The following is a 24140-nucleotide window of genomic DNA, read 5'->3' on the forward strand; positions in this document are numbered from 1 at the left end:
CTTATTTATTTAGCAAATACTCACGCCATGACCCGAAAGCGGTAATATCCGTCGCATCATCTAAACCATAAGATTCACAAATAAAGCCTGTAACCCAACGGCCGTCTGTCACTTCCAACTTACCTAAGCCCAAAGGCGCGGCAATACCTGCCAGAAATGAGCCCAGCGTTGCCGTTGGTATCGACCAGAGCTCAATCTCAATAGCTGTTCCCTGTTTATCTCTTACTAAGCCAGGCCGCATTGGCGGGCCGCCAGCTAGGGCATAAAGCTTATAGGCATTGGCCGTCACCGTTTTCTCTAGAAAGACGCCGCCACGTTCTGTTAATTGATAATTCAGCGGCTGGCCTTGTAAATGCGCACCACACACCGCCAGCGTAATACGATCACCAGTGCCAGCTATTGATGCAGAAGAATCTGGGCATTCAAGCTCTATTGCGCCCAGTGGTAATCGCAGTGATTGCTGCATCAAATTGGCAAAGGTTAATAATCTGGCATCACTGAACGCACGGGAAAACAAGGTCACACCAAAGGGTAAGCCCGAAGTAATGAACCCGGTCGGAACCGCTATCGCACTGCAATCAAGCAAGTTCATAAAGTTGGTGTAATGACCCAGATTACTATTGAGTTTTATGGGATCAGCCTGAACTTGTTCAATGGTATAGGTTGTTCCGGCAGTAGGCGTGAGAATAAAGTCGTAACACGCAAGCACATCCCTCACCTGCTGTCGGCAAGCTTGTAACTTATATTCGGCTTTAAACAGATCATCTGCACGTGCCTCTTCCTGCGTCGCCAGGATATCCTGAATCACCTGCAACATAGCGTGTCTGTCGACACCTTCTGTTGCCACACGCCGTTCAGCTACCCAAGGGCCTTCATAAAGCAGTCTGGCTGCCGTGAAGAATGGTTCGAAATCGATAATATGTTTCTTACCACCCAAGTTTTCCAGGTGTTTGACCGCTTTCTCAAACTGCTCGGCGTATTCAGCATTACCAAAAAAGTTAAGTTGCTCTGCCTGTGGGACCGCAAAATTAAAGGTGATATTGTCTAACTTGCCGTAATTGCCTTTATTGGTATCGACGTTAGGTCTAGCAAACGCATCATTTTGATCAAATTTCGCAGCCACATTAAACACCGTATTGGCATCATCAGTAGTCAGGCTAAAAATAGACACACAATCCAGGCTGCGACAGGCGGGTACAACACCATCAGTACTCAATAAGCCTTTGGTCGGTTTTAACCCGATCAAATTATTAAATGCGGCTGGTACCCGACCTGAACCAGCGGTATCAGTACCTAATGAGAAACTGACTAAACCTAATGCCACTGCTACTGCGGAACCCGAGCTGGAGCCACCTGAAATATAGTCTTTATCAAAACTGTTATGGCAAGGCCCCCACTTTTCAGGTGAACGCACGCCGACTAAGCCAGTGGCAAATTGATCCAGATTGGTTTTACCCAGTGGAATGGCACCGGCATCAATTAATTGCTGAACAACAAAGGCAGATTTGTCCGGTGTATACGCATACGCCTCGCAACCTGCCGTCACAGGAAATCCCGCTAATTCGATATTATCTTTGATGGCAAAAGGAATCCCATATAACGGCTTATCTACCATATTGCTGTCATCTAAGGCATCCAGATAAGGCTGAAGCTGTTCGAGACTAAATAATTCAATCCAGATATTGTGATCAAGGTATTGCTCACAACGCTCCAGAGCATCTTTAATCACTTGTTTGGGTGTCAGCGTGCCGTCTTTATAAGCTTGTTGTAGCGCGGCAATCGTCATATTTTGTTCTGACATTATTCAACCTCCAGTACTAATAAACGATCGCCCATCCCTACCTGTGAGCCGGGTTTTCTGGAGAGAGAACTGACTTTGCCGGCTTGTGGTGCGGTCACCAGGATTTCCATTTTCATCGCTTCTAAAATCATTAAGGTGTCGCCTTCTTTCACGTCTTGCCCCTCTTCCACTTCAATCTTCCAGATACTGCAATTTAATGGACTATCCACCGAAATAGCATTGTCAGCCAATGGCAATAAGGCTTCATCGACCTCCGCTTGCTGATCACCGCTATCAAAATGTAATAAACCATCACGCTTCCAGCGTTCTAATTCTTCGTTGAACGCCTGCTGGCGTGTCGCGGTAAAGGCATCAATTTCAGCCTGATGTTTTTCGATAAACGCGTTGTAGTCTTTTAAATTGAAACGGGTTTCTTCAATCTTTAATTCATAGTTACCATGAATAAAATCACGACGAATCTGCATTAACTCATCATGGCTGACTTCATAAAAGCGAATTTGGTCAAAAAAGCGTAATAACCAGGGCTGCGTGAACTCTTTGGTTTTCTCGTAACGATTCCACATTTGCAGAGTCCGTCCGATAAACTGATAGCCCCCGGGTCCTTCCATGCCATACACACACAAATAGGAGCCACCGATACCGACCGAGTTTTCTGCTGTCCAGGTTCTGGCCGGGTTATATTTCGTCGTCACCAGACGGTGTCTTGGATCCATCGGCGTCGCTACGGGGGCCCCCAGATAGACATCGCCCAACCCCATCACCAGATAACTGGCATCAAACACGATTTTTTTGACGTCATCAACGGAATCAAGCCCATTGATTCTGCGGATAAACTCAATATTGTCAGGACACCAAGGCGCATTTTGTCTGACCGACTGCATATACTTTTCACTGGCCAGACGACAAGCTTCGTCATCCCAGGAGATCGGAATATGCACAATCCGGGTAGGCAAATCTAAGTCATCCACATGCTGGATATCTTTTTCTGCTTGCTTTAACACGGCCATCAGCTCATCCAGTGATAACACCATGCTGTCATAGTGAACCTGTAGCGAACGGATACCTGGCGTCAGTTCTAAAATGCCCGTCACCGCCTGTTCCTGTAACCACAGCATTAAGGCATGCACTTTAAACCGAAGATTGATATCTAAAGTTTGCTCACCAAACTCCACCAATAGATAATGATCGCCTGCCAGTCGATAAGTGATATCCATACCGGTTGACGCATCTTTGCTGATAGCATGCACAGGTGTATCGATAACCGCAGTATCTACTGACACAACTTGTTGACTGAGGCCATCAATCGCCTGGTTTTGTGCACGTTCTAAGGCGTTCGCTGTTTCAATCGATACCGGCACAAAGCGCACCGTATCACCGGCTTTTAACTGCCCTACCTTCCATAAATCTGCCGTGATAACAGTTGCCGGACAGACAAAACCACCCAGCGAGGGGCCATCTGGGCCCAGAATAATCGGCATATCCCCAGTAAAATCAATAGACCCGACCGCGTAAGCGTTATCGTGAATATTAGAAGGATGTAAGCCAGCTTCACCGCCATCGGTTCTCGCCCACTCCGGTCTTGGGCCAATCAAACGCACACCGGTACGACTGGAGTTGTAGTGTATTTTCCAGTCCGTATTAAAGAACATCTCAATATCACTATCAGTGAAAAAATCCGGTGCGCCATGCGGCCCATACACCACATGAATGTCCCAGTGATGTTGAATTTCAGGCTGACAATCCTGGGCTAGTGTGGCTGTATCAGAAACCGGTTGTTCAGGCAGGATATGTAATACATCACCCGTTTTCAGCGTCCGCCCTACATGACCACCAAATTGGCCTAAAGTGAACGTAGAACGTGAACCTAAATATTCCGGACATTGAATACCACCAGCCACTAATAGATAGGCTCTGGCGCCAGCACCTTTGACCTGTCCTAATTTCAGCTTGTCACCGGCTTTTACTGAAATAACTTGCCATGCGGATTGTGGTTCACCATTTAACTCAATGCTCAGTTCGGCACCCGTCACCACAATGCTGGTTGCGACATTAAAACTCAGCTCAGGACCAGACAAGGTGATCTCCAGCCCCGCGCAGGATTCATCATTAGCTAATAAACGATTGCCAAGACGGAAAGACAAACTGTCGAATGGACCTGATGGTGGAACACCGATATCCCAGTAGCCGACACGTGCAGGGTAATCCTGAATGGTTGTCATCGTGCCTGGAGACAAGATATTGATAGTCGAAGGCTGGTAAACAAAACTATCCAGATAACGTGTAGTGACCGCAGCGTTTAAAAACGCCTCATCTTGTAAAATCTGACCGACATAATCAGCATTGGTCTCAATGCCATAGACCTGCAGTTCATCTAAGGCAGCCAATAATTTCTGATGGGCCAGTTCACGGCTATCAGCATGGCTGATAATTTTCGCCAGCATCGGATCATAAAATGGTGAAACTTCAATACCGGCTTTCACCCAGTAATCGACACGAATCGCGTCACTCTTAGGCCAAATGACTTCTGTCAGTAAGCCCGAAGATGGTTGGAACTGTTTATGCGGATCTTCAGCATAGAGTCTGACCTGAATCGCATGGCCTTTTGGCTCAGGCGCAGTGGCAGGTAACTGCGATTCTTTAGCACCGACTTCCACCATCCAGCGAACCAGATCCACACCATAGACTTCTTCCGTAACCCCATGCTCAACCTGCAAACGGGTATTCACTTCCAGGAAGTAAAACTGTTGATTATCGGCATCATAGACAAACTCCACCGTGCCGGCACTGCGATAGTGAATCGCTGACATTAATCTGACCGCCACTTCCTGCATATCAGCACGGACATCGTCAGGAATATTCGGTGCTGGTGCTTCTTCAATCACTTTCTGATTACGACGCTGGCTGGAACAGTCCCGATCCCCCAGAGCAAGTACATGGCCTTCACCATCACCCATTACCTGTACTTCGATATGACGAGCACGGGTGATAAATTTCTCCAGAAATACCCCATCATTGGAAAAGTTATTGGCACTCAGATTTTTTACAGAGTTAAACGCCTGACGCAGTGAAGCTTCATCATCACAGCGGTTCATACCGATACCGCCGCCGCCAGCCGTTGATTTCAGCATCACCGGATAGCCAACTTGGCTGGCTTGCTCAACGGCTTCATCAAGTGAGCTTAATAAGCCCGTGCCTGGTAATAACGGTACGTCGTTTTCTTCTGCCAATGCCCGAGCGCTGTGTTTTAAACCAAATGACTCCATCTGCTCTGCTGTGGGGCCAAGGAAGACAATATTATTCTGCTCACATAAACGAGCAAAGCCCGGATTTTCACTCAGAAAACCATAACCAGGATGAATCGCTTCAGCCCCTGTCTGTTTCGCTATATCAATGATAAGTTGTTGATTAAGATAAGTCTCACTGGCACGGCCTTCGCCCAGTGAGTAGCTTTCATCTGCAGCACTGACATGCAATGAGTCACGATCGGCTTCGGCATATATAGCCACTGCCTTAACATTCATCTCATGCAAGGTGCGAGTAATCCGTGTGGCGATGGCGCCCCGGTTAGCAATTAAAACTTTCTTAAACATGATGGGTATTCCTATCTGGGTCGTCCCAGCTAATAAAGCGCTGTTTCAGGTCGTCCCGAAACATAATCCGTATTACCCCCAGATCACCACTTCAACCGGTGTCGGGTTATAAGCATTACATGGGTTATTTAATTGCGGACAGTTAGAGATCAACACAATCACATCCATTTTTGCTGTCATTTCCACATATTTACCCGCTTCAGAAATACCATCTGCAAAGGTCAAATGGCCGTCTTCAGTCACAGGCACATTCATAAAAAAGTTAATGTTATGAGTGATATCACGCTTACTTACACCAAAGTGCTCGTTTTCGGCTACCGCTAGCATCCAGCTATCACGGCATGCGTGCATGGTTTTTTTCTCCAGCGAATAACGCACGGTGTTGGATTCTGTTGCACAGGCACCGCCCAGCGTATCGTGGCGTCCACAAGTATCAGCAGTGATCTCTAACATGGGTCTGCCAAGATTCGACAACAATGTTGTGCCAGCAGTAAGGTAGACATTACCTTGCTCACGAAGGGTATCAATCGCACTATAGCGCTCACTGGGATCCGCTAAACTGTAAAACAAAGTATCAGCGGCCTGATTACCATATAAATCGACAATACGCAGTGTTTGACCCGCTTTCAGTTCATGCATCCAGTAATCACCTGCTAACACTTCTTCACGGTAGCTGGCTTGTTCAGGGTTTAGGTTACTTTCTTTAATCACAACGTTATCCTTTGCTCATTAATGGTGATGACCGCATTGATGGTATAGACGGTTATTGTCAAAACCACGCTGGTTTTCAGCGCAGTGATTCAAACACTCGTCATCTTCCGTCACCGGAGCAGATTTTCTTAATTGATAGGTGACAGCATGTTTAGGATAGGCATCGGCTGTATTCATCGGGTGTGGACAGGTGTGGAATAACACCAAGGTATCCATTTCAAAGCGTAAATCGATGAAGTCACCCGCTTTGCTGTTGTTTTCAACAAACTGCATATTGCCTTCAGCGTCGGTTTTGACCTGGCTGAATAAGTTGAGATTGGCTGCCATATCACGACGGTTTAAGCCATATTTAGCCAGCTCAACCAAAAAAGCATGCTCGCCGCTTAAGGTCCAGTCATTACCGGCTTCCTGATAACTTCTGTCACCCCAGCGTTTTTTCATATTGTCCGTGGTGAGATTGCCGCCAACGGTATCGTGCCAGCCAACGGTGTCATCGATAATGGAACAAAACACATGCCCCATATCTGAGTACAAACAATGGCCTTTGGTCAGCTTAAAGGTATGCTGACATTTCAAGGTATCCGGCGCGTTATAACGCTCCAGTTTATTCATCGGGTTATAAAACAACATACCGACATTAGCGCCACCTTCGTTATCAATCAGCCGCAGTGTCGTCCCTTTTCTTACTAACATTGACCAATGCGTGCCACCAGGCAATGTATCCTCATATATCAGATCGTTTTGTTTATCACTCATGGTGTTTCCTGCTTTTGTTTCATCGTGTTTGAAATGTCTTCTAAAGTGGATTTGCGTGTATCACCCACCGGAATATCAAAGGTAATAGAGGCCCCATAACGGTTTGGGTTATCTGGGTCTTGACGGTGTTTATCAAACACTAATAAGCGTGTTCCCAGATAAAAGCCTTCGGGTAAGTCATGGGTAATCATGAAAATGGTGATGCCGGTTTTTTGCCAGATATCTAAAATCAAGGCATGCATATCAGAACGAATGCCTGGATCAAGCGCACCAAACGGCTCATCCAGCAATAATACTTTCGGTTGTTTAATTAAGGCCTGCGCAATGGCCAGCCGTTGCTGCATACCGCCAGATAGTGATGTCGGATATTGATTCGCCACATGCCCCAACCCAACCAATTCAAGCATTTCCTGGGCTTGCTCACGAACCTGTCGTCGCTTGCTGCCAAAACATCTGCCCAATAATCTGGACTGACCAAACTCCACACCCAACATGACATTTTCAATCACATTAAGATGAGGGAAAACAGAGTAACGCTGGAAGACAATACCCCGGTCAGCATCGGGCTCATCACGGATGGGATCACCATCCAGTAATAATTCACCTCGAGAGGGTTTCTCGGTTCCCAGCAGCATTTTCAGAAATGTGGTTTTACCACAGCCTGATGCGCCCACCAGAGTTATAAACTCGCCTGCTCTCACCGTCAGATTGATATTCTCAAGAACGACATTATCGCCGTACTCTTTCCATAATTTTTTCAGCTCGATATTGTTCATTTAGCCCCTCCCTCAGTCTGCTGCCACGGGAAGGCATATAAGGACAAACGACGTAATAGATAATCAGTCAGAAAGGCCAATAAGGTAATCCACAATACATAGGGCAAAATCACATCCATCGCCAGATAACGTCTGACCAGAAAGATACGATAACCAAGCCCTTCTGTTGCCGAGATGGCTTCTGCGGCAATTAAAAATAACCAGGCCGCCCCCAGACTTAAACGCACTGCATCAATCAGTTTTGGTAATACCTGAGGTAAGACTACTCGTACAATCAATTGCCAGGTTGAGGCGCCTAATGTTTGTGCTTTGATGATCAATTCTTCAGGTAACGCCATGACACGTAATTGCACATCACGAATCAAAAATGGGGTGATACCCAGCACAATAAGCGTAATTTTGGCGACTTCACCTAAACCAAAAATGATAAACAAGATAGGTAAAATCGCTAATGGTGGTACCAGAGATATAACGGTGACCACTGGTGCAAAACTGGCACGCAGTAGAGGAATAATCCCAATCAGAATTCCAACGATAAGACTGATAAGCGCACTGATACCAACGCCAATCCCCAGCCGTTGCAAACTGGCCAGCGTATCGGCCCATAACAGGTATTCACCAGTACGTTTACTGGGTTCAAATGCCATCATATGAATGGCATGACCAAAGGCTTCGAAGGAAGGCATCAGCTTATCATTAGGATTCACCGCTAAGCGCTCATTCGATGCCACCAGATAAGCCAGTAAAATCAGGATAAAAGGTAAAGCACCTAATAACCATTTCCCAGCGTTACTCGGCTGTTGATTGATAAGTCGTTTCATAATAATTCTCTGGCAAATGACGGTTACAGAGAACCGTCAGCCGCCATAGACATGAAAGACGAATCAAAACGCAGCTTAACGTTCGCTGAGTTACCGACTACAGTGCCATCTGGATAAGCAATACCAATAAAGCCAGCATCCATCGCACCTTCACCTAATAAACCATGCTCGAATGAAAACTCACTCACATACTTCATGGTTTCAGGCAGTTGTTTGCTTTGAGCAAAGGCCACGGCATCTTTTGCTACATAGAACATATTGGTCGCAGCCAATTGTGCTTCATAACCCGGCAAATCAGTGCCTGAGGCTTTAGCCATAAAGGTCAGCGCATCGGTATCTTTAGCCGCCATACGCGCCATGATTTCATACCAGGCACCGGTTAAGGCTTTACCAAAATCAGGGTTATCTTTCAGGGTGTCAGTGTTGACCACTAACATATCGATGATTTCGCCAGGAATTTGAGAAGAATCGAATACTTTTGAGGTATTAGGCATGGCAGCCACTTCAGATAACAGTGGATTCCAAGTGACGGTAGAAGTCACGTCGTCTGCGTTAAACACGGCTACCAAATCGGCATCTGAAGTATTCACGACTCTGACATCACGCTCACTCAAACCAATGGTATCTAGAGCACGAGCTAATAAATAATGAGAAACAGACAGCTCAACCAGATTAACGTTTTGGCCCTCAATGTCTTTCAGGGTTTTACCTTCGCCCTTCAGGACAATGCCATCGTTCCCATTAGAAAAATCACCAAGAATTAATGCGGTAGAGTCGACACCACCCGCAGCAGGAATAGTGAGCGCATCCATATTCGTCATGGTGCAACCATCAAACTGCCCAGCCGTATATTGGTTGATGGATTCAACGTAGTCATTGATTTGAACTACGTCAATTTCGATACCGTATTTGTCCGCCCACTTTTTTACAATGCCCGCATTCGCCGCATAGTCCCACGGCATCCAGCCTGCATAAATAGTCCAGGCAATACTGAATTTATCTTTTTGTTCAGCATTCGCTGAGAAGGGAACGATAAGGAGAGAGAAAGAAAGCAGCAAGAAGCTGAAAAAACGAAGAATGGAGAACTTCATGAAGTTACCTCACAGTTAGTTAGAAACACGGTGCAAGAGATGTTTTACAAAAAACAATCTCCCGGGCTTTTATCCCTCCGTGTAACCTTCACTGTGAAGGTCGGTTACTCTCGGTCCAGACATCATCGTTGATCGGAACCCTAGAAACCTTATTTTAGTCGACAGTAGTTGGTAAACCACCTCAGCACTTAGAACTTGTAACGCAGATACCGTGCCAGTTTAACTACAATCAGAATAATTAATGTTTGATCATAAACTTAGCAGTTCAAGCTAAGTTTATATCTACCTAACAAGCCGCACCATAATGGCACAACCCTATTCTCAGGCTCACCGTAATGGTGCATAACAGACTCACCTGACCTATAAGCGAGATGAAAAACGGGTAATCATATTCAGTAGATTTTGTGATTCCTGCGCCAGATTTTCAGCGTGTACATTTACCTTATTAGCATTGCTCACCACCATTTCGGCATCAGAGCTAATTCTGACTACATTCTTATTAATGTCTTCACTCACTGCACTCTGCTCTTCAACGGCAGTCGCAATCAAGGTGTTAAGCTCATTCAGTTTCTCCACACTCTCTTTAATAGAGCTCACAGAGTCAATAGACCCTTGAATATCCTGACGGCTTGAGGAGGCAGTATCTTTTGTCGTTTCCATACCTTTCACCACTTTGACGACAGAGCTATCCAGTTTTGAAATAAGGTTTGAAATTTCTTGGGTTGATTCCTGGGTTCGTGTCGCCAATGAACGCACCTCATCAGCGACAACAGCAAATCCCCTACCATGGTCACCTGCTCTTGCAGCCTCAATCGCCGCATTTAACGCCAGTAGATTGGTTTGCTCTGCAATGTTACTAATCACATCTACGATAGGATTAATCGCACTGGAGTCCGATTCCAGCGTTTTAATATAGTCACTGATAGTATCAAAAGCCCTATCTAAACTGGTTAAGCCTTTCACGGCGGTTTCAGATTTAGTCATGCTTTGTTGGGTTAAGTCATCAACCTGATTCGCTGACTGAGAGGCCAGACTGGCGTTACGTGCCAGCTCCTGAATTGTGGAAGACATTTCCGTCATGGCTGTCGCCACTTGCTCAGTTTGTGATGCCTGAGAATTAATCGATTCCATAATTGATTGTTGAGACTGATAGGTATCGCCGGCCGACTTATCAATGCTGCCAGCAGAATCTTTCATTCTGACCAAAATAGTATTCAGTCTGGCCTGCAGCAGTTTATTCACTAACACCAGTTGAGCAACTTCATCATCAGCACCGGTATACACCATACCCATCAGGGGATTATTGACCTCATCATTAGCTTCTTTTATGGCTCTATCCAGTGATGCAAAGACCCAATTTTTGAGTAACAGAAACGATGCCAGGCCACCTAATACCGCAATAACCACTGGCAGATAAAAGGGCAATTGTTGAATGGTACTGATTTGATTTACAACGCTGGCCACAATACTACTGAGCACCACTGATAATGTGGTTTTATTTTTTAGAGACAGTCGTGTGAAGACGTTACCGAGTTTAGGCTTCTTACCCTCGTTAATTTGTTTATAAAGCTGTTGTGCACGCTTAATCTCTTGTTTTTTGGGTTTACTACGAACAGACTCATAGCCAATTACTTTATCGCCATCAAAAATTGGCGTGACATACGCATCTACCCAGTAAAAATCGCCAGTCTTTGTTCGATTTTTGACCATCCCCATCCAGTGTTTACCCGATTTTACGGTAGACCAGAGATCAGCAAATGCAGCCGGTGGCATATCTGGATGACGAATGACATTGTGATTCACGTTCATCAATTCATCAGCAGAAAAACCACTAACGTACTCAAACTCTCTGTTAAAGCTCGTTATGATGCCTTTGAGGTCAGTTGTTGAAATCAGCGGATTATCGAAGGTAATTTCTTTATCTGTGACTGGCAGATTTTTTTTCATTGTGCTTCACCCTGATAAAAATGAGTGGTAAATACATATTGCGTATACCTATATCGGCAGCTCATCAAAGTAACTTAAGTGTTCACAATAATTTAATGCGTAACATTCTGAGTTATTAAGTATTTTTATTTTTATTCTTTAAAATTAGTTGAAGTGATACAAGCTATATCAATAAAGTTTATTTAAAATACCCTCTTTCTGATAATTGGTAACTCACATGAAAGCACCTCAAGTTGGATTCGTTAGCCTCGGATGTCCAAAAGCCCTAGTTGATAGCGAACGAATCATCACTAAGCTCCGTTCAGAGGGGTATAGCATTACGCCAACATATGATGATGCTGACTTAGTTGTCGTGAATACCTGTGGCTTTATTGATTCTGCTGTTGAAGAATCTCTGGGTAGTATTGGTGAAGCCATCGCTAAAAATGGCAAAGTCATTGTAACGGGTTGCCTTGGCAGCCGTGACAACACCATTCGCGAAAAACATCCTCAGGTTTTAGAAATTACCGGCGCCCATGCCTTAGAAGAAGTCGTCAGCGCAGTTCATAAACACTTGCCTCCCCAACATGATCCTTTCGTCAGTCTGGTTCCACCTGAAGGAATCAAGTTAACTCCGCGTCACTACGCTTACCTGAAAATTTCTGAAGGTTGTAATCATCGCTGTACTTTCTGCATTATCCCTTCTATGCGTGGCGATCTGGTCAGCCGCCCGATTCATCATGTCATGATTGAGGCAAAACGCCTTGCTGACGCTGGCGTCAAAGAGCTTTTAGTGATCTCTCAAGACACCAGTGCCTATGGTGTAGATGTGAAATATGAGACTCATGAGTGGAATGGTCGTGAGCGTGCAACGCGTTTTTATGACCTTGCCGAAGCCCTGGGGGAACTGGGAGTTTGGGTAAGAATGCATTACGTATATCCCTACCCACATGTTGATGATGTGGTGCCATTAATGGCTGAAGGTAAAATTCTTCCTTATCTGGATATTCCTTTTCAGCATGCCAGCCCACGCATACTGAAATTGATGAAACGACCTGCATCATCACAAAATAATCTGGAACGTATTCGTGCCTGGCGTGCGATTTGTCCTGATATCACCTTGCGAAGTACTTTTATCGTCGGTTTCCCAGGTGAGACAGAAGAAGAATTCCAGGAATTACTCGACTTTCTGACTGAAGCACAGCTTGATCGTGTCGGCGCTTTTGCTTACTCGCCCGTTGATGGTGCCACAGCAAACGAGTTACCGGATCAAATTCCTGAAGAAGTAAAACAGGAACGTCTTGACCGCTTTATGGCACATCAGGCTGGAATCAGTGCTGCCAGACTTCAGTTAAAAGTGGGACGTAGAGGCCGGGTTATCATTGATGAAGTGGTAGAAGAAGGTGCTGTCGGACGCAGTGAAGCAGATGCACCAGAAATTGATGGCCAAGTATTTATCGATGGTGCCACCCACTTAAAAGTCGGTGATATCGTTGATGTCGAATTCGAAGAAGCTGATGAATACGATCTCTGGGCAAAACTCGTCTAAAAATCTAAATCAAATGCCTGATTGACCGCCTCAACTACTGAGTCGGCAATCGTGGCATTGGATGCTTTTGCCTCGGCTTCATCCTGAGGTAAGAACTTACCTGTCCGAACTAAACAAGCTTGCAGACCTGCATCAATAGCACCAATAACATCTGCAGCCACATCATCGCCAATCATTAAAACTTCATCAGGTCTGACGTTAAGCGATGATACCGCCTCATGGAAAAAACGGGTATCGGGTTTGCCAATGATCTGAGCTTTCACATCTGCCGCATATTCCAGTGCCTGAATAAACGGCCCTGCATCCAGCTGTAAACGACCAGCACTTTTAAAATATCGGTTACGTCCAATCCCAAGAAGCACAGCGCCATCCATCAATAATGAGAAAGCATGATTTAATTGTTCATAATTAAATAAATCTGCGGCATCGGTGACAATCACGGCATTCGGTCGGCTTTGATCTAAGTCACTAAACTCGGGCATTAAATCAGGATGGATAAGACAAAACGGGCGATACCCCTTCGCCTGGCACAGGCTTTTCATAGCCACCGGAGCCGTGAATACTTCCTCTGGCTTTATATCAAAACCCATCCGAATAAGTTCATCAAACACAGACTGGCTGGTTGAACGTGAAATATTCGTTACAAAGCGCATCGGGACCGAGTGCTGCCTCAGCATCATAATCATTTCTACCGCACCGGATATAGGCTGACCATCAATATACAAAACACCACTGATATCAAACAAAATTGCTTTAGTCATCACAATGGCCTCCACTGTATGCGAGCAGTGATTTGAGTATGCAATGCTTCTTAAACGAACTCAATACGCAGTCAGACTGAATAAGGTTATTTATTCATCCTTGTTTGGCATGATCGGCCAGTCCGCCGCATCAACTGAATCAAGCGGGTATGGATTCGCTTCGCCTTTCCATTGTCGAATAAAGTGACCTTCTGCATCATAAGTAGCTGTTTGCTTGTCCAGATTGAAATGACGGCCACCACGGGGGTCAGCCCCTACTCCAGCAATATACTGCCAGTTGCCCCAGTTAGAGGCGACATCGTAATCAATTAATTGCTGTTCGAAGTAGGCAGCACCAAAGCGCCAGTCTAATTGCAGTTCATTGACAAAACAGCTGGCGACAATCTGACGACCACGATTAGACATATAGCCCGTTTGATTAAGTTGTTTCATACAGGCATTCACGATTGGGTATGGCGTATTGCCATTACACCATTTCTGATAACGCTCAGGATAAAAACAACAAGATATTTTTTGTTTATTTATCCCTTCTGCTTTGAATAACTTATGTTGATAACGCTGGGCATACCACTGAAAATATTCACGCCACAGCAACTCATAATAAATCCAATACGTGGATTCATTCGCCGTTTTCTCAGTCTCATAGCGTTTCAATCGCGCTACCAGCTTACGTGGCGATAATGCACCACAGGCTAACCATGCCGACATTTTTGTTGAGTTTTCCCAACCATCCAGTTCATTTCTTACCGTTTTATAATTTGCTGGTAAATCAGATGAAAAGTATTGCTCAAGATGATCGAGTGCCGTTTTTTCACCACCAAAGCCCTTTATTAACTCGCCATAATCTGTTTCAGTTTGATGCGATAAGCCAGTCAACGCTTTTACAGGAGGAGCTAACCATTGTGGCATAGCTAAGGGTTTATCAATGGCAATAGCTTCGCAGCATTCTTTAAAATCCGTAAATGTTGCTGGTAAATCATTTATCGAAAAGGGTAATTGTTCGGGACGAAATAAAGTATGTGTCCAAACAGAATGAAATAGCGTACGAGGAAAATCGACTTTAAGGTGATGCCACTGCCGGGTTTCAAAAACCCCTACATGATGACTGCGGTAAACTGCATCAATATCATGATTTTTTATCAGAACAGAAATCGCCGAAACGGGATCCGCTGTCATTACAATCAATCGTTGCCCGCGACTCTTTAATTCTTTTCCTAAATCATGCAGGGTTTTATTGAGAAATTGACGACGCACAACGCCCATGGATCTTGCATTCAAACGACTTTGTCTGAACCAGGCAGGATCAAAACAATACAAACAAATCAGCTGTTCACAATTTAAACTTGCTTCAAGAAGCGCTGCATTATCATGAATACGGAGATCATGTTGAAGCCAGTACAAGCCGGTTTTATACATTTCTGTTCCTAAGCAACAATACCCTAGCTCTGAAACTAGACTGTTTATTGTCGATATTTTGTGAAGCTAATAAAATGAATGAATGTATAAACTTAACTCTCTTGTAGCCAATAAAAACTAAAGGCGGGTATGACTAGTGCATTTTTAAACAAATCCGGGCGCTGGCCACTAAACAAATCATAAAGCTGCCCATTTTGAGGATTGCCCCAGCTACCTAGTTCATCTAAGTTCAGATGTTGGGGTTTACCATTGAAATTCGCCACTACCAGAACCCGTTGATGCTGTTGTTGAATGCAATAGCGTTCGAAGACAAAAAGATGCTCATTACCTACATCAATCAATTCCCGATTATTAAAATCAGCAAACACATCAATTTCTTTACGAACAGCAATCATGCGCTTTAAGGCGGTAAATATTTCATATTGTGGGTGACCGGGCTGATTTCGCAGATCGGCTTTATCCCAATTAATAACAGGACGATGCACCCAACGTGAGTCGCCTTTCTTGTAGGGATCATCAAGGTAGGAAATATCGTTCGTCGTACCCACTTCATCCCCATAATATAGAAGTGGTATGCCACCAAAAGACATAATTAAACTATGCAATAACAAGATAATATTGATCGAGTCTTCAATGGCTTGTGGATCACCCTGCTCCAAGGCATATTCCAGTCCAACCAGTGAGGCTAATGAACCTGAAATACGTGCATCCCCGGTTTTCTCATTTTCACCAAATGGTAAGCCTCTGGCATGTGAATGGTCAAAACGGCCCATGTAATAATCAATCAAAAACTTACGATGTTGTGCCGGTTGGTAACCAACCAGTTCAATATCACGATCATCAAAACCTAAACCGATATCATCGTGGCAACGGATATAATTCAACCAAGTTGCTCTTTCCAGTTTCACTGGCAAGCTTTTAATGCCCTGATTAAGTAATTTAGTATTTTTTGTGGCGACGGCATCCCACATTAACGCCATATAGGTCGCGTTGTAGGCAATCTCACACTCTTTAGCAATCACCGCATCTTCACCAAAGTATTTGGTGACTTCAACCGGTGCCACAATGGCTTCAGCAATATATAAAACACCGGGAGCAACCACCTGGCAACAGTCTTTGAGCAGTTGCAAAATCAAGTGAGCTTCACGTTCATTCTGGCAGGTACTACCGATTTTTTTCCAAAGAAAGGCAACCGCATCTAAACGCAGAATATCAGCGCCTTGATTGGCCCAGAACAAAATGACGTCGAGCATTTCAATAAACACAGAGGGATTGGAATAATTCAGATCCCATTGATAACTATTAAACACCGTCATCACCCAACGTTGCATTTCCTCATCCCAGGTAAAATTACCCGGTGATGTTTCTGGAAACACTTCAGGCATGCTTTGCTCAAACATATCAGGCACATTGCGGTTTTCGAACGTGTAGTAATAATCCTGATACTTGGTTTCACCTTGTCGTGCTTTTTGCGCCCACTCATGTTCATCGGAGGTGTGATTAAGTACCACATCCATCGTCAGTAAGATATCGCGTTCATGCATGCTGCGTGCGAGTTCGTTTAAGTCTTTAAGACTGCCGGCACGCTCATCGATCTTGCGGAAATCGCTTACTGCATAACCACCGTCACTGCTGCCTTTCGGACATTGCATAATGGGCATGATATGCACCAGGTTAACGCCCAGCTCCTGGAAATAATTCAGATGAGTTTTCATGCCCTGCAAATTACCGGCAAAGCCATGACTGTAGAGAGCCATGCCCACCCATTTTTGACTCAGAAACCAGTTATGGTCGGCTTCACGCTCAATATCTTTCTGACGTAAATCTTCCGGACGGCGAATATACTGCCATGCCATGGCTTCAACTAATTTCTGCGACTGGGCTTTGAAGTCATCACGATGCCCATACAAACGCTCAAATAACGAATGTATGGCGTAAAAATTCGCCCCCAAACGCGTATAGAAATAGCGTAAATCCTGCTTTGAAATACCGGCCTCAATTTCATTGAGGATATCGTTCAACAATGTGTGGGCTTGCTGCTCGTACATGCTTAACCTTGTTTGAATTATTCTGAATAAGCGTTATTTATAGAAATCAGGATCTTTACTGATGGCACCACGCTGTGTGACGACACGACATGCAAAAGCTTGGGCTTTTTCCAATGTTTCTTCAATATCCCAACCAGCCAGTAAACCATGAATATACATCGCAGTAAAAGCATCGCCAGCACCCACGGTATCCACCACTTGTTCATGATATGAAGGTGCAACTTGATGAAAAACACCGTCAGTGTCGCGAACTATCGCGCCTTTTTCACCTCTAGTCACGATCAACTGGTCAAGATGAAAATGCGTATGCATTCGGGTCATATCCTGATGCAAATCAGCAGAGTGAAATCCGAGTTCGTATAGCTCGCTTTCATTCAGTTTTACCCACCTTGCTTGTTCGAGCCAGTGATATACCGCTTCTTTTTGCCACCAGGGTGAACGTAAATTCACATCAACAAAAATATCCAGTGAAGGATTTTCTGTCAGTTTTTCCAGTGTTCTATTGGCAATATCACGGCGAGCAACCAAGGTACCATGATAGAAGAAACCGGATATGTCCTGTGCAGGGATTTCGGATAAGTCAATAAAATCCCAGGCATTATCTTCAGCAAAGGTATAAATCGGTTCATCATTCTCAATACGAATATCCACTCGCCCCGTCTGATGTTCACTATCCTGCTGGATCGCTTTGGTCGTCATTCCCCAACTGGTCATTTCTGACAAAATGATGTCACCTAACTCATCCTTGCCGACCCGACTGATAAACAGGGGGGAATCGCCTAATGCCTGAAGGTGCCAAGCGACATTAAACGGCGCGCCCCCTAATACGTTTTCCCCCGTCGGGAAACAATCAAATAAGGCTTCACCAAAAATAGTTAGCTTGCTTGATGATTTCATGATGATGTTTCTTTATTGGTTGGCGTAAAAAAATCCGGTGCAAAGTGCGCTACTCCCTGCAACACACCTGCCGAGTAATTACCATTGTTATCGCTGTGGCTACTGCTTGCCAGAAACAAGGCCTCAGCATTGCCATTGTGTTTTGATAACTCCAGCGCAGCTTGTTTGATTTCTGCACTGGCATTGTCGACCAAAACTGACGGTATATGACTGGTCAGTACGGGTAAGTCATTGCCACTATCGCCAGCAAAAATAACTTCGTCCAGTTTATAGCCCAGTTTTTGTTGTAAAAATTCAATGGCGTGCAGTTTGGTTGCATGTTCCGGTAACACGTCTAATAAGCCGATATTTTTGGGTTCGTCGACACTCCAGAGAATACTGGCCGCCACATTAGCATCTTTCAAAAACGCTTCGATACGAGCAATGATCGTGTCTTTGTCCATATACAGCGGCAAGTAATAACTTAACTTATGTGTGTTTTGTTTGGTACTTTCCTGTAAGCGTAGCTCTTTGATGGGCCGTAAAATCTGTTTTAGTTGTGCATGCGTTTTGCCGTTCCAGTCTTTATCAATTTCGGCTTCCCAATCCGCCATCTGCTGCCAGCTGCCCTTACCTATCTGATAGATTTTGGTGCCAACATCAGTAATCGCAAAATCAGGTACAGGTAAAGCATAGTTTTTAATCGCACGTTTAACTAAAGAAACATGACGTCCGGTCACATAGGCTAACTTCACATCCTCACGTTCACAAAAGTTTGAAAAGCGTTTACGGGCATCAGCAGGTTCCGGCTGAAAACCATTGGGAATAATGGTTCTGTCCATATCCGTACACAGTAAAACTTTAGCGGGTGTCATCATGATGTTTTCTTTGTTTTTGCCTGATGAAAGAACTGGTAGTGCTCAAGCGATTCCAAAATGCCAGCGGCAAATGGTTTATCAGCAAAATAAATCCGGTCAGTATCAATCAATTGTGATAACTCCTCATTATGTCTGTTAGCCACAACAGCGGCGAGCGTATTGCCGCGCATCATATCTTCGTCGGCGCCAGAACCGCCCGCCACAAAAATATGCTCAAGTGGTATTTGCCAATGATCGGCAACATAGCGTAGAGCCATCCCCTTTGATGCTCTAATGGGTAAAATGTCTAAATATTGCCCAAATGCCAACTGTACATGCACGGATTGTTCTTCCTGATGTAACAGTCGCTTTATCTCTTCTATATCCGCTTGCTCAGGATCAATGTAATAACTTAATTTAAATCGACTCTGTTCTGCTTTTGGCTGTTTCTCCAGACCAGGATAATCATCAAGTAATTGGCGAACCTTATGCGGTGTCCAGTGATAATCGATATGTTGGGCCCACGAGGTATCTGGCGTTAACTTCGGCGCGTAATAAATTTCAGTCCCCGAACTGGTAATCAGAATATCAGGCTCCGGAATCTGATGTTTTTTCATCATTCTTAATGCCACATCCAATCGTCGACCTGTAGCAATAGCAAATTTCGTGGTCTTCCGGTTCTCACGAATCAGATTAATGAGTTTATGTAACGACACATCATCACCGATAAGGTTCAAATCCAGATCAGTGAAAATTGCCTGTTCTGCATAAACATGGCTGGTTCTTTCAAGCGGTTGACGTTGTAATAATTCAGCCCGTTGAGCCAGTGGTGTAACCAACTCAATATAACGCTTGGCGTGAGCTTGCCATGAATAACATTTGGCCACGCCTTCCAACCCGTTACTCGAATAGTTATTCCAAAGCGCATTATCGGTGAGCAGCTTCAGTAAAGCGTCAGTAATCGTTGATGTTTCTAACGGGTCAATCAAAATGCCATTATGACAGTTACCAATAATATCCCGTGGACCACCATCTTCGGTCGCAATAATCGGCACACCAGAAGCGGCGGCTTCAATCAAGGTTAAACCAAAAGGTTCTGTTAATGCCGGGTTCACAAACACACCACCTGATGCGGCAGCAATGCGATACATTAAAGGGACTTGTTCACGCTTGTGATGCTTAGGCATAGCCACTTTGCCATACAGATCATAACGATCAATCGCCACAAGAAGCTCATGGAAGACTTCCTGTGCACCGGCTTCCAGGTCATCGATATCATCACGGTTACCCGCAATAATCACCAGATTAGCCAGTTGTTGCAATCTTTCCGACTCACCATAAGCTTCAATAAGTACCGTAATATTTTTGCGTTTATCTGGTCTTGATAAGGCCAGAATAACTGGTTTATTGGGTTCAACAAGTTGGTGGGTTAATTTACCGAATAACTCCGTTTCTAACTCATTACCTTCTGGTGGCTTAAATTGTTTGATATTGGTGCCTGGCGGGATAACACGCATCTGATCAGGCTGATAATGATCATAAATTTCGTATTGCTCTTCAATTTCCTGATGGGTACTGGTAATGACTCGCTCAGCGGTAGCTAAAGTAATTTCTTCTGCCTCAATGCGTCGTGTCATATTATAGAGCGACTCAATTTGCTCGGTCGTCAGGCCACTCGCCAATAAGCGTCTTCGTTTCACTCGACCAAGTGAATGACCAGTATGGACCAGAGGAATCCCCAACAGATTGGCAACGTGAGATCCAACAAGACCGGCATCGGCATAATGGCTGTGTATCAAGTCAGGAATATGATCTTGCTTTCTGAAAAAATCAGCGAGGTTATCAGCAAACCCATCCAGATGTTCCCAAAGCTGTTCCTTATAAATATATTCTTCAGGACCAGCATCAATCCGGACAATCCTGAACTTCTCATTCACCACTTCAATGGGGTCAGCATAATCAGCATCAACATGACTATCGATAATGCGGCGGGTAACAAGATCCACCTGAGAGACATTGGGTAATTCAGAAAGAGCCTGAGCCAGCTCCAGCACATAGAGGGTTTGTCCTCCAGTATCAGCATCTCTGCCGAGTTCCAGATTATCAGCTCGTATGAGCCCATGCACACTGATCAGTGCGATATACATCTGCTCAACCGTGTCCCCCATAAAACCTGCTTCTCCCTTTATTACGTGTATGCGTTCAGATATCGTCCCACTCCTTGATACTATAGCATCACACTATCTTGATAAAGATTAGCTTAGGTTAATTTTTGCGGTGTGTATGTGTATGTGTATATGAAAACCGTTGAGTAATAAATAAATTCAGTTTCTGCGTGAAATTAAACGTTTCAACTTTGCACTCAAACGGTGGAAAAATCGATGTTTATTTCCCGCTGCCGCACTGGTCAGGAAATTGATTTGTATAGACTGGCGTTTGCCTTCAAAGGCCGGATAGCCATGCCAGCAGTTGTCAGTCACTTTGAAAGCGAGCAACGCGCCTGGTCCTGGGCTGATTTCATCGACATAATCATTCATATCATGCCCATTTCTCAGGATCCGAAGTTTGCCTGTATCAGCTTCCCATTTATCATTCAGGTAAATCAGAATAGTAGCTACTTTGGTTTTGGAGTCAGTATGAATCCGACCATCTTTTTGTCTGGAATAACCTCTGAGTGTGATCATCATCGGCAAATCCATTACCTGCACATCAAATTTCTCACAAATAATGCGACGAAACTCAGGACTATCGATTGACTCAATGAGTGATTTGAATGGCTCATTTAACTCAACATCATCCACATTGTAGCTGCCGCCATCTGCAATATCAGGAAAGCTGTTAATGATGCCCTTTATATCGTCAGGGTAAATTGACTCTTCTACTTTAAAATAAGGGAAAGGCAGCGTCTGCAAAGGCGCATTATTGAGCGAATCCAGCTTAATCACATTCTTCATTATCTTGTCATCAAATTGTCATAAACCTTCACATTATCACTTTCTGTACCTCAGATACACAAGCGAAAGCCTCTCATAACAAGTTATAACAGCGCTGTTGATATATTACTTTTCGCTCTACTCATCATTGAGAACTTCTTTACGTCAGTCTTATCTAAGAAATCATTGACTCGTAATAGTCAGTAACGTTTATAATGAGTATGATTCTCATTTAGAACTTGACTAAGTAATACATCGACTTAACAACCAAAGCTGGAGCGGTTAAAAACGTGTTTAAACTCGACCTTCGTAAAACCTCAGGTCTCATTATCAGTCTGATAATGTTCTTCTCATTTATATATGCGGCTCATGCGAACGATGCTCAGAGTGATACACGTCAACTGATGCAGATGGCTGAATATATCGGCGCTGACTATAGTGCTGCTGTAGCTAATGGGGAAGTCATCAATGAGGCTGAATACAGTGAGATGACAGAATTTTCTGCACTTGCTGTAGAAAAAACGCGTCAACTGGAAAATGGTCAGGACGCTGTAGAAGCTGCCCTAAAATTACAAAAGGCTGTTGCTGACAAACAGAACCCGGATGTGATTCATCCTATTACGGTTGAACTGCGTAATATTCTGATCAAACTGTCACCGGCCGTTTCATTACCCAGCGAATTATTACCTCTACAGCAGGTTCAAGCCCTTTATCAGCAAAATTGTAGTGCCTGTCACGGTGCTAAGGGTCAGGGTAATGGTGAACTTGCCGCTACGCTTGATCCAACCCCAACTGATTTTACCGACAAAGAACGTGCGATGAACCGGTCTTTAATCGGTTTGTACGATGCCATTACTAATGGTATCGACGGCACAGCAATGGTCGCACTGAGCCACCTGAACGAAAAACAACGTTGGTCTCTGGCTTTTTATGCTGGCAGCATAGCGTTTCAGGATAATAAAGGTCTCGCCACTGTTCCTGCAGGTATGAGCATTCAAGACTTTGTCAGTAACAGCCCGAATACCTTATTAAACAAATATCCTACATTGGATAACCAAACCGTCGCAGAACTTCGCTCAAACCCTCAGCCACTTTTCGCTTCTAACGACCCTCTCGCCATGGCTAAACAGCAGCTTAATGCTTCTCATAAAAGCTATATGGCAGGCGAATATAAAACCGCTCAAGGCTTAGCTGTTAGTGCCTATCTTGATGGGTTTGAACTCGCTGAAAACGCGCTGGATGCATACGATCCAAAATTAAGAAAAGATATTGAAAAATCCATGATGGCGTTCAGGCAGTTAACAAGCCAGTCTGATAAACAGGATGAACTCACTGCATTACTGGAAAAAACCAACAGTCAGTTAGGCCAGGCGCAAGATATGCTATCTGCCGATACCCTATCTGACTCTACCCTTTTCACCGCCAGCTTAGTCATTTTGCTGCGTGAAGGCTTAGAGGCAATGCTGGTTGTGCTGGCACTGGTGACCGTACTCGTAAAAACTGAACGCCGCGATGCAGTGAAATATGTTCACGCCGGATGGGTTATTGCCTTAATCGCTGGTATAGCGACCTGGTGGGCAGCTCAAAACCTCATCAGTATTAGTGGTGCCAGCCGTGAAATTATGGAAGGTGTCGGTGCATTGATGGCTGCCGTCATTCTATTCTATGTCGGTTTCTGGATGCATAGTAAAACCAACGCCGCAGCGTGGCAGGCATACATCAATCAGCATATTCACCGCCACTTAAGCACAGGTACATTGTGGGTCTTAGCTGGGCTGTCCTTCATTGCAGTGTATCGTGAAGTGTTTGAAACAGTCCTGTTTTATCAGGCTCTTATGACTCAGTCAGCGTCGTCTCAGTCAATGTCTATCGCTACCGGCTTTGTAACGGCGACGGTGATATTAGCTGTATTATTCTGGGTCATAATTAAATACTCTTTACGTTTACCTATCAGAAAATTCTTCACCTTCAGCACATACCTGATGCTGGCTCTATCCTTTGTACTGATTGGTAAAGCGGTGGCAGCATTACAAGAAGCCGACTTGATCAGCATATCGTCTTTCCCAATTGACTTTACCTTATCGTGGATTGGTGTTTATTCCACATGGGAAGGATTGGCAGCGCAATCGGCTATTCTGATTCTATCCGTATTGATATTGATAGGCATCAGGCCTTTCGGCAACAGACAAACAGCCTAACATTCAACACAAAAAAGCCCGCTAATGCGG

At 44.5% G+C, this 24140-nt stretch carries 17 protein-coding genes and 1 riboswitch; of the genes, 2 read left to right on the plus strand and 15 right to left on the minus strand.

The window, feature by feature from the left end:
• Position 1 precedes the first annotated feature (1 nt).
• The 8 genes from atzF to AC13DA_RS12695 all read right to left on the minus strand — a co-directional run bounded on the left by atzF (position 2) and on the right by AC13DA_RS12695 (position 11493).
• Positions 2 to 1801 carry an allophanate hydrolase gene (gene atzF / locus AC13DA_RS12660; RefSeq protein WP_473797347.1) on the minus strand — a complete coding sequence of 600 codons (1800 nt, stop codon included), beginning with the start codon at positions 1799 to 1801 and terminating at the stop codon, positions 2 to 4.
• On the minus strand, positions 1801 to 5391 hold the full coding sequence (gene uca, locus AC13DA_RS12665; protein WP_284722461.1) for an urea carboxylase: 3591 nt from the start codon (positions 5389 to 5391) through the stop codon (positions 1801 to 1803). Before uca ends, atzF begins: the two co-directional genes overlap by 1 nt.
• A 72-nt stretch (positions 5392 to 5463) precedes the next feature.
• Positions 5464 to 6102 carry an urea amidolyase associated protein UAAP2 gene (locus AC13DA_RS12670; protein WP_007145418.1) on the minus strand — a complete coding sequence of 213 codons (639 nt, stop codon included), beginning with the start codon at positions 6100 to 6102 and terminating at the stop codon, positions 5464 to 5466.
• Between the two features lie 18 nt (positions 6103 to 6120).
• Positions 6121 to 6858 carry an urea amidolyase associated protein UAAP1 gene (locus AC13DA_RS12675; protein WP_007145419.1) on the minus strand — a complete coding sequence of 246 codons (738 nt, stop codon included), beginning with the start codon at positions 6856 to 6858 and terminating at the stop codon, positions 6121 to 6123.
• A complete protein-coding gene (locus tag AC13DA_RS12680; protein WP_482945958.1) occupies positions 6855 to 7634 on the minus strand; it encodes an ABC transporter ATP-binding protein in 780 nt (259 codons plus the stop codon). Before AC13DA_RS12680 ends, AC13DA_RS12675 begins: the two co-directional genes overlap by 4 nt.
• Positions 7631 to 8455 (minus strand): ABC transporter permease, encoded by an 825-nt coding sequence (locus AC13DA_RS12685; RefSeq protein WP_007145421.1) that lies wholly within the window; start codon positions 8453 to 8455, stop codon positions 7631 to 7633. Before AC13DA_RS12685 ends, AC13DA_RS12680 begins: the two co-directional genes overlap by 4 nt.
• 23 nt (positions 8456 to 8478) lie before the next feature.
• Positions 8479 to 9546 (minus strand): putative urea ABC transporter substrate-binding protein, encoded by a 1068-nt coding sequence (locus tag AC13DA_RS12690; RefSeq protein WP_473797344.1) that lies wholly within the window; start codon positions 9544 to 9546, stop codon positions 8479 to 8481.
• Between the two features lie 56 nt (positions 9547 to 9602).
• A riboswitch (guanidine-I (ykkC/yxkD leader) is annotated at positions 9603 to 9701 on the minus strand.
• A 205-nt stretch (positions 9702 to 9906) separates the two neighbouring features.
• A complete protein-coding gene (locus AC13DA_RS12695) occupies positions 9907 to 11493 on the minus strand; it encodes a methyl-accepting chemotaxis protein (RefSeq protein ID WP_482945959.1) in 1587 nt (528 codons plus the stop codon).
• Between the two features lie 217 nt (positions 11494 to 11710).
• On the opposite strand from AC13DA_RS12695, the gene rimO reads away from it, so the two are divergent.
• A complete protein-coding gene (gene rimO, locus AC13DA_RS12700; RefSeq protein ID WP_473797339.1) occupies positions 11711 to 13021 on the plus strand; it encodes a 30S ribosomal protein S12 methylthiotransferase RimO in 1311 nt (436 codons plus the stop codon).
• On the opposite strand, the gene AC13DA_RS12705 is transcribed toward rimO, so the two are convergent.
• The 7 genes from AC13DA_RS12705 to AC13DA_RS12735 all read right to left on the minus strand — a co-directional run bounded on the left by AC13DA_RS12705 (position 13018) and on the right by AC13DA_RS12735 (position 21933).
• A complete protein-coding gene (locus AC13DA_RS12705) occupies positions 13018 to 13782 on the minus strand; it encodes a TIGR01458 family HAD-type hydrolase (protein ID WP_482945960.1) in 765 nt (254 codons plus the stop codon). The two genes, rimO and AC13DA_RS12705, sit on opposite strands and share 4 nt — an antisense overlap.
• Before the next feature lie 90 nt (positions 13783 to 13872).
• The gene (locus AC13DA_RS12710) at positions 13873 to 15198 is read right to left on the minus strand and encodes a DASH family cryptochrome (protein ID WP_273181761.1); all 1326 of its coding nucleotides are present in this window, start codon (positions 15196 to 15198) and stop codon (positions 13873 to 13875) included.
• Positions 15199 to 15290: 92 nt separating this feature from the next.
• Entirely contained in the window at positions 15291 to 17246 is a 1956-nt protein-coding gene (locus tag AC13DA_RS12715) for an alpha-amylase family glycosyl hydrolase (RefSeq protein ID WP_007145427.1), read from the minus strand.
• A 33-nt stretch (positions 17247 to 17279) separates the two neighbouring features.
• On the minus strand, positions 17280 to 18143 hold the full coding sequence (locus tag AC13DA_RS12720) for a carbohydrate kinase family protein (RefSeq protein ID WP_482945961.1): 864 nt from the start codon (positions 18141 to 18143) through the stop codon (positions 17280 to 17282).
• Positions 18140 to 19000 (minus strand): HAD-IIB family hydrolase, encoded by an 861-nt coding sequence (locus AC13DA_RS12725; protein ID WP_330111157.1) that lies wholly within the window; start codon positions 18998 to 19000, stop codon positions 18140 to 18142. The genes AC13DA_RS12720 and AC13DA_RS12725 overlap by 4 nt, the downstream gene beginning before the upstream one ends.
• Positions 18997 to 21147: an HAD-IIB family hydrolase gene (locus tag AC13DA_RS12730; RefSeq protein WP_417542733.1), complete on the minus strand. Its 2151-nt coding sequence runs from the start codon at positions 21145 to 21147 to the stop codon at positions 18997 to 18999. The genes AC13DA_RS12725 and AC13DA_RS12730 overlap by 4 nt, the downstream gene beginning before the upstream one ends.
• Before the next feature lie 156 nt (positions 21148 to 21303).
• Entirely contained in the window at positions 21304 to 21933 is a 630-nt protein-coding gene (locus tag AC13DA_RS12735; protein ID WP_482945962.1) for a 2OG-Fe(II) oxygenase, read from the minus strand.
• A gap of 269 nt (positions 21934 to 22202) precedes the next feature.
• Here AC13DA_RS12735 and AC13DA_RS12740 point away from each other — a divergent pair, with 269 nt between their 5' ends.
• Positions 22203 to 24110 carry a cytochrome c/FTR1 family iron permease gene (locus AC13DA_RS12740; RefSeq protein ID WP_482945963.1) on the plus strand — a complete coding sequence of 636 codons (1908 nt, stop codon included), beginning with the start codon at positions 22203 to 22205 and terminating at the stop codon, positions 24108 to 24110.
• Positions 24111 to 24140: the final 30 nt, after the last annotated feature.

This window comes from Methylophaga sp. F-2 (genome assembly GCF_056859315.1).

Coding starts and splice junctions, on each gene's coding strand:
- AC13DA_RS12690 (WP_473797344.1), bottom strand. CDS start 9,546: ATGAAGTTCTCCATTCTTCGTTTTTTCAGCTTCTTGCTGCTTTCTTTC.
- AC13DA_RS12715 (WP_007145427.1), bottom strand. CDS start 17,246: ATGTACGAGCAGCAAGCCCACACATTGTTGAACGATATCCTCAATGAA.
- AC13DA_RS12695 (WP_482945959.1), bottom strand. CDS start 11,493: ATGAAAAAAAATCTGCCAGTCACAGATAAAGAAATTACCTTCGATAAT.
- rimO (WP_473797339.1), top strand. CDS start 11,711: ATGAAAGCACCTCAAGTTGGATTCGTTAGCCTCGGATGTCCAAAAGCC.
- AC13DA_RS12680 (WP_482945958.1), bottom strand. CDS start 7,634: ATGAACAATATCGAGCTGAAAAAATTATGGAAAGAGTACGGCGATAAT.
- AC13DA_RS12735 (WP_482945962.1), bottom strand. CDS start 21,933: ATGAAGAATGTGATTAAGCTGGATTCGCTCAATAATGCGCCTTTGCAG.
- uca (WP_284722461.1), bottom strand. CDS start 5,391: ATGTTTAAGAAAGTTTTAATTGCTAACCGGGGCGCCATCGCCACACGG.
- AC13DA_RS12720 (WP_482945961.1), bottom strand. CDS start 18,143: ATGAAATCATCAAGCAAGCTAACTATTTTTGGTGAAGCCTTATTTGAT.
- AC13DA_RS12725 (WP_330111157.1), bottom strand. CDS start 19,000: ATGATGACACCCGCTAAAGTTTTACTGTGTACGGATATGGACAGAACC.
- AC13DA_RS12710 (WP_273181761.1), bottom strand. CDS start 15,198: ATGTATAAAACCGGCTTGTACTGGCTTCAACATGATCTCCGTATTCAT.
- AC13DA_RS12730 (WP_417542733.1), bottom strand. CDS start 21,147: ATGGGGGACACGGTTGAGCAGATGTATATCGCACTGATCAGTGTGCAT.
- AC13DA_RS12705 (WP_482945960.1), bottom strand. CDS start 13,782: ATGACTAAAGCAATTTTGTTTGATATCAGTGGTGTTTTGTATATTGAT.
- atzF (WP_473797347.1), bottom strand. CDS start 1,801: ATGTCAGAACAAAATATGACGATTGCCGCGCTACAACAAGCTTATAAA.
- AC13DA_RS12685 (WP_007145421.1), bottom strand. CDS start 8,455: ATGAAACGACTTATCAATCAACAGCCGAGTAACGCTGGGAAATGGTTA.
- AC13DA_RS12675 (WP_007145419.1), bottom strand. CDS start 6,858: ATGAGTGATAAACAAAACGATCTGATATATGAGGATACATTGCCTGGT.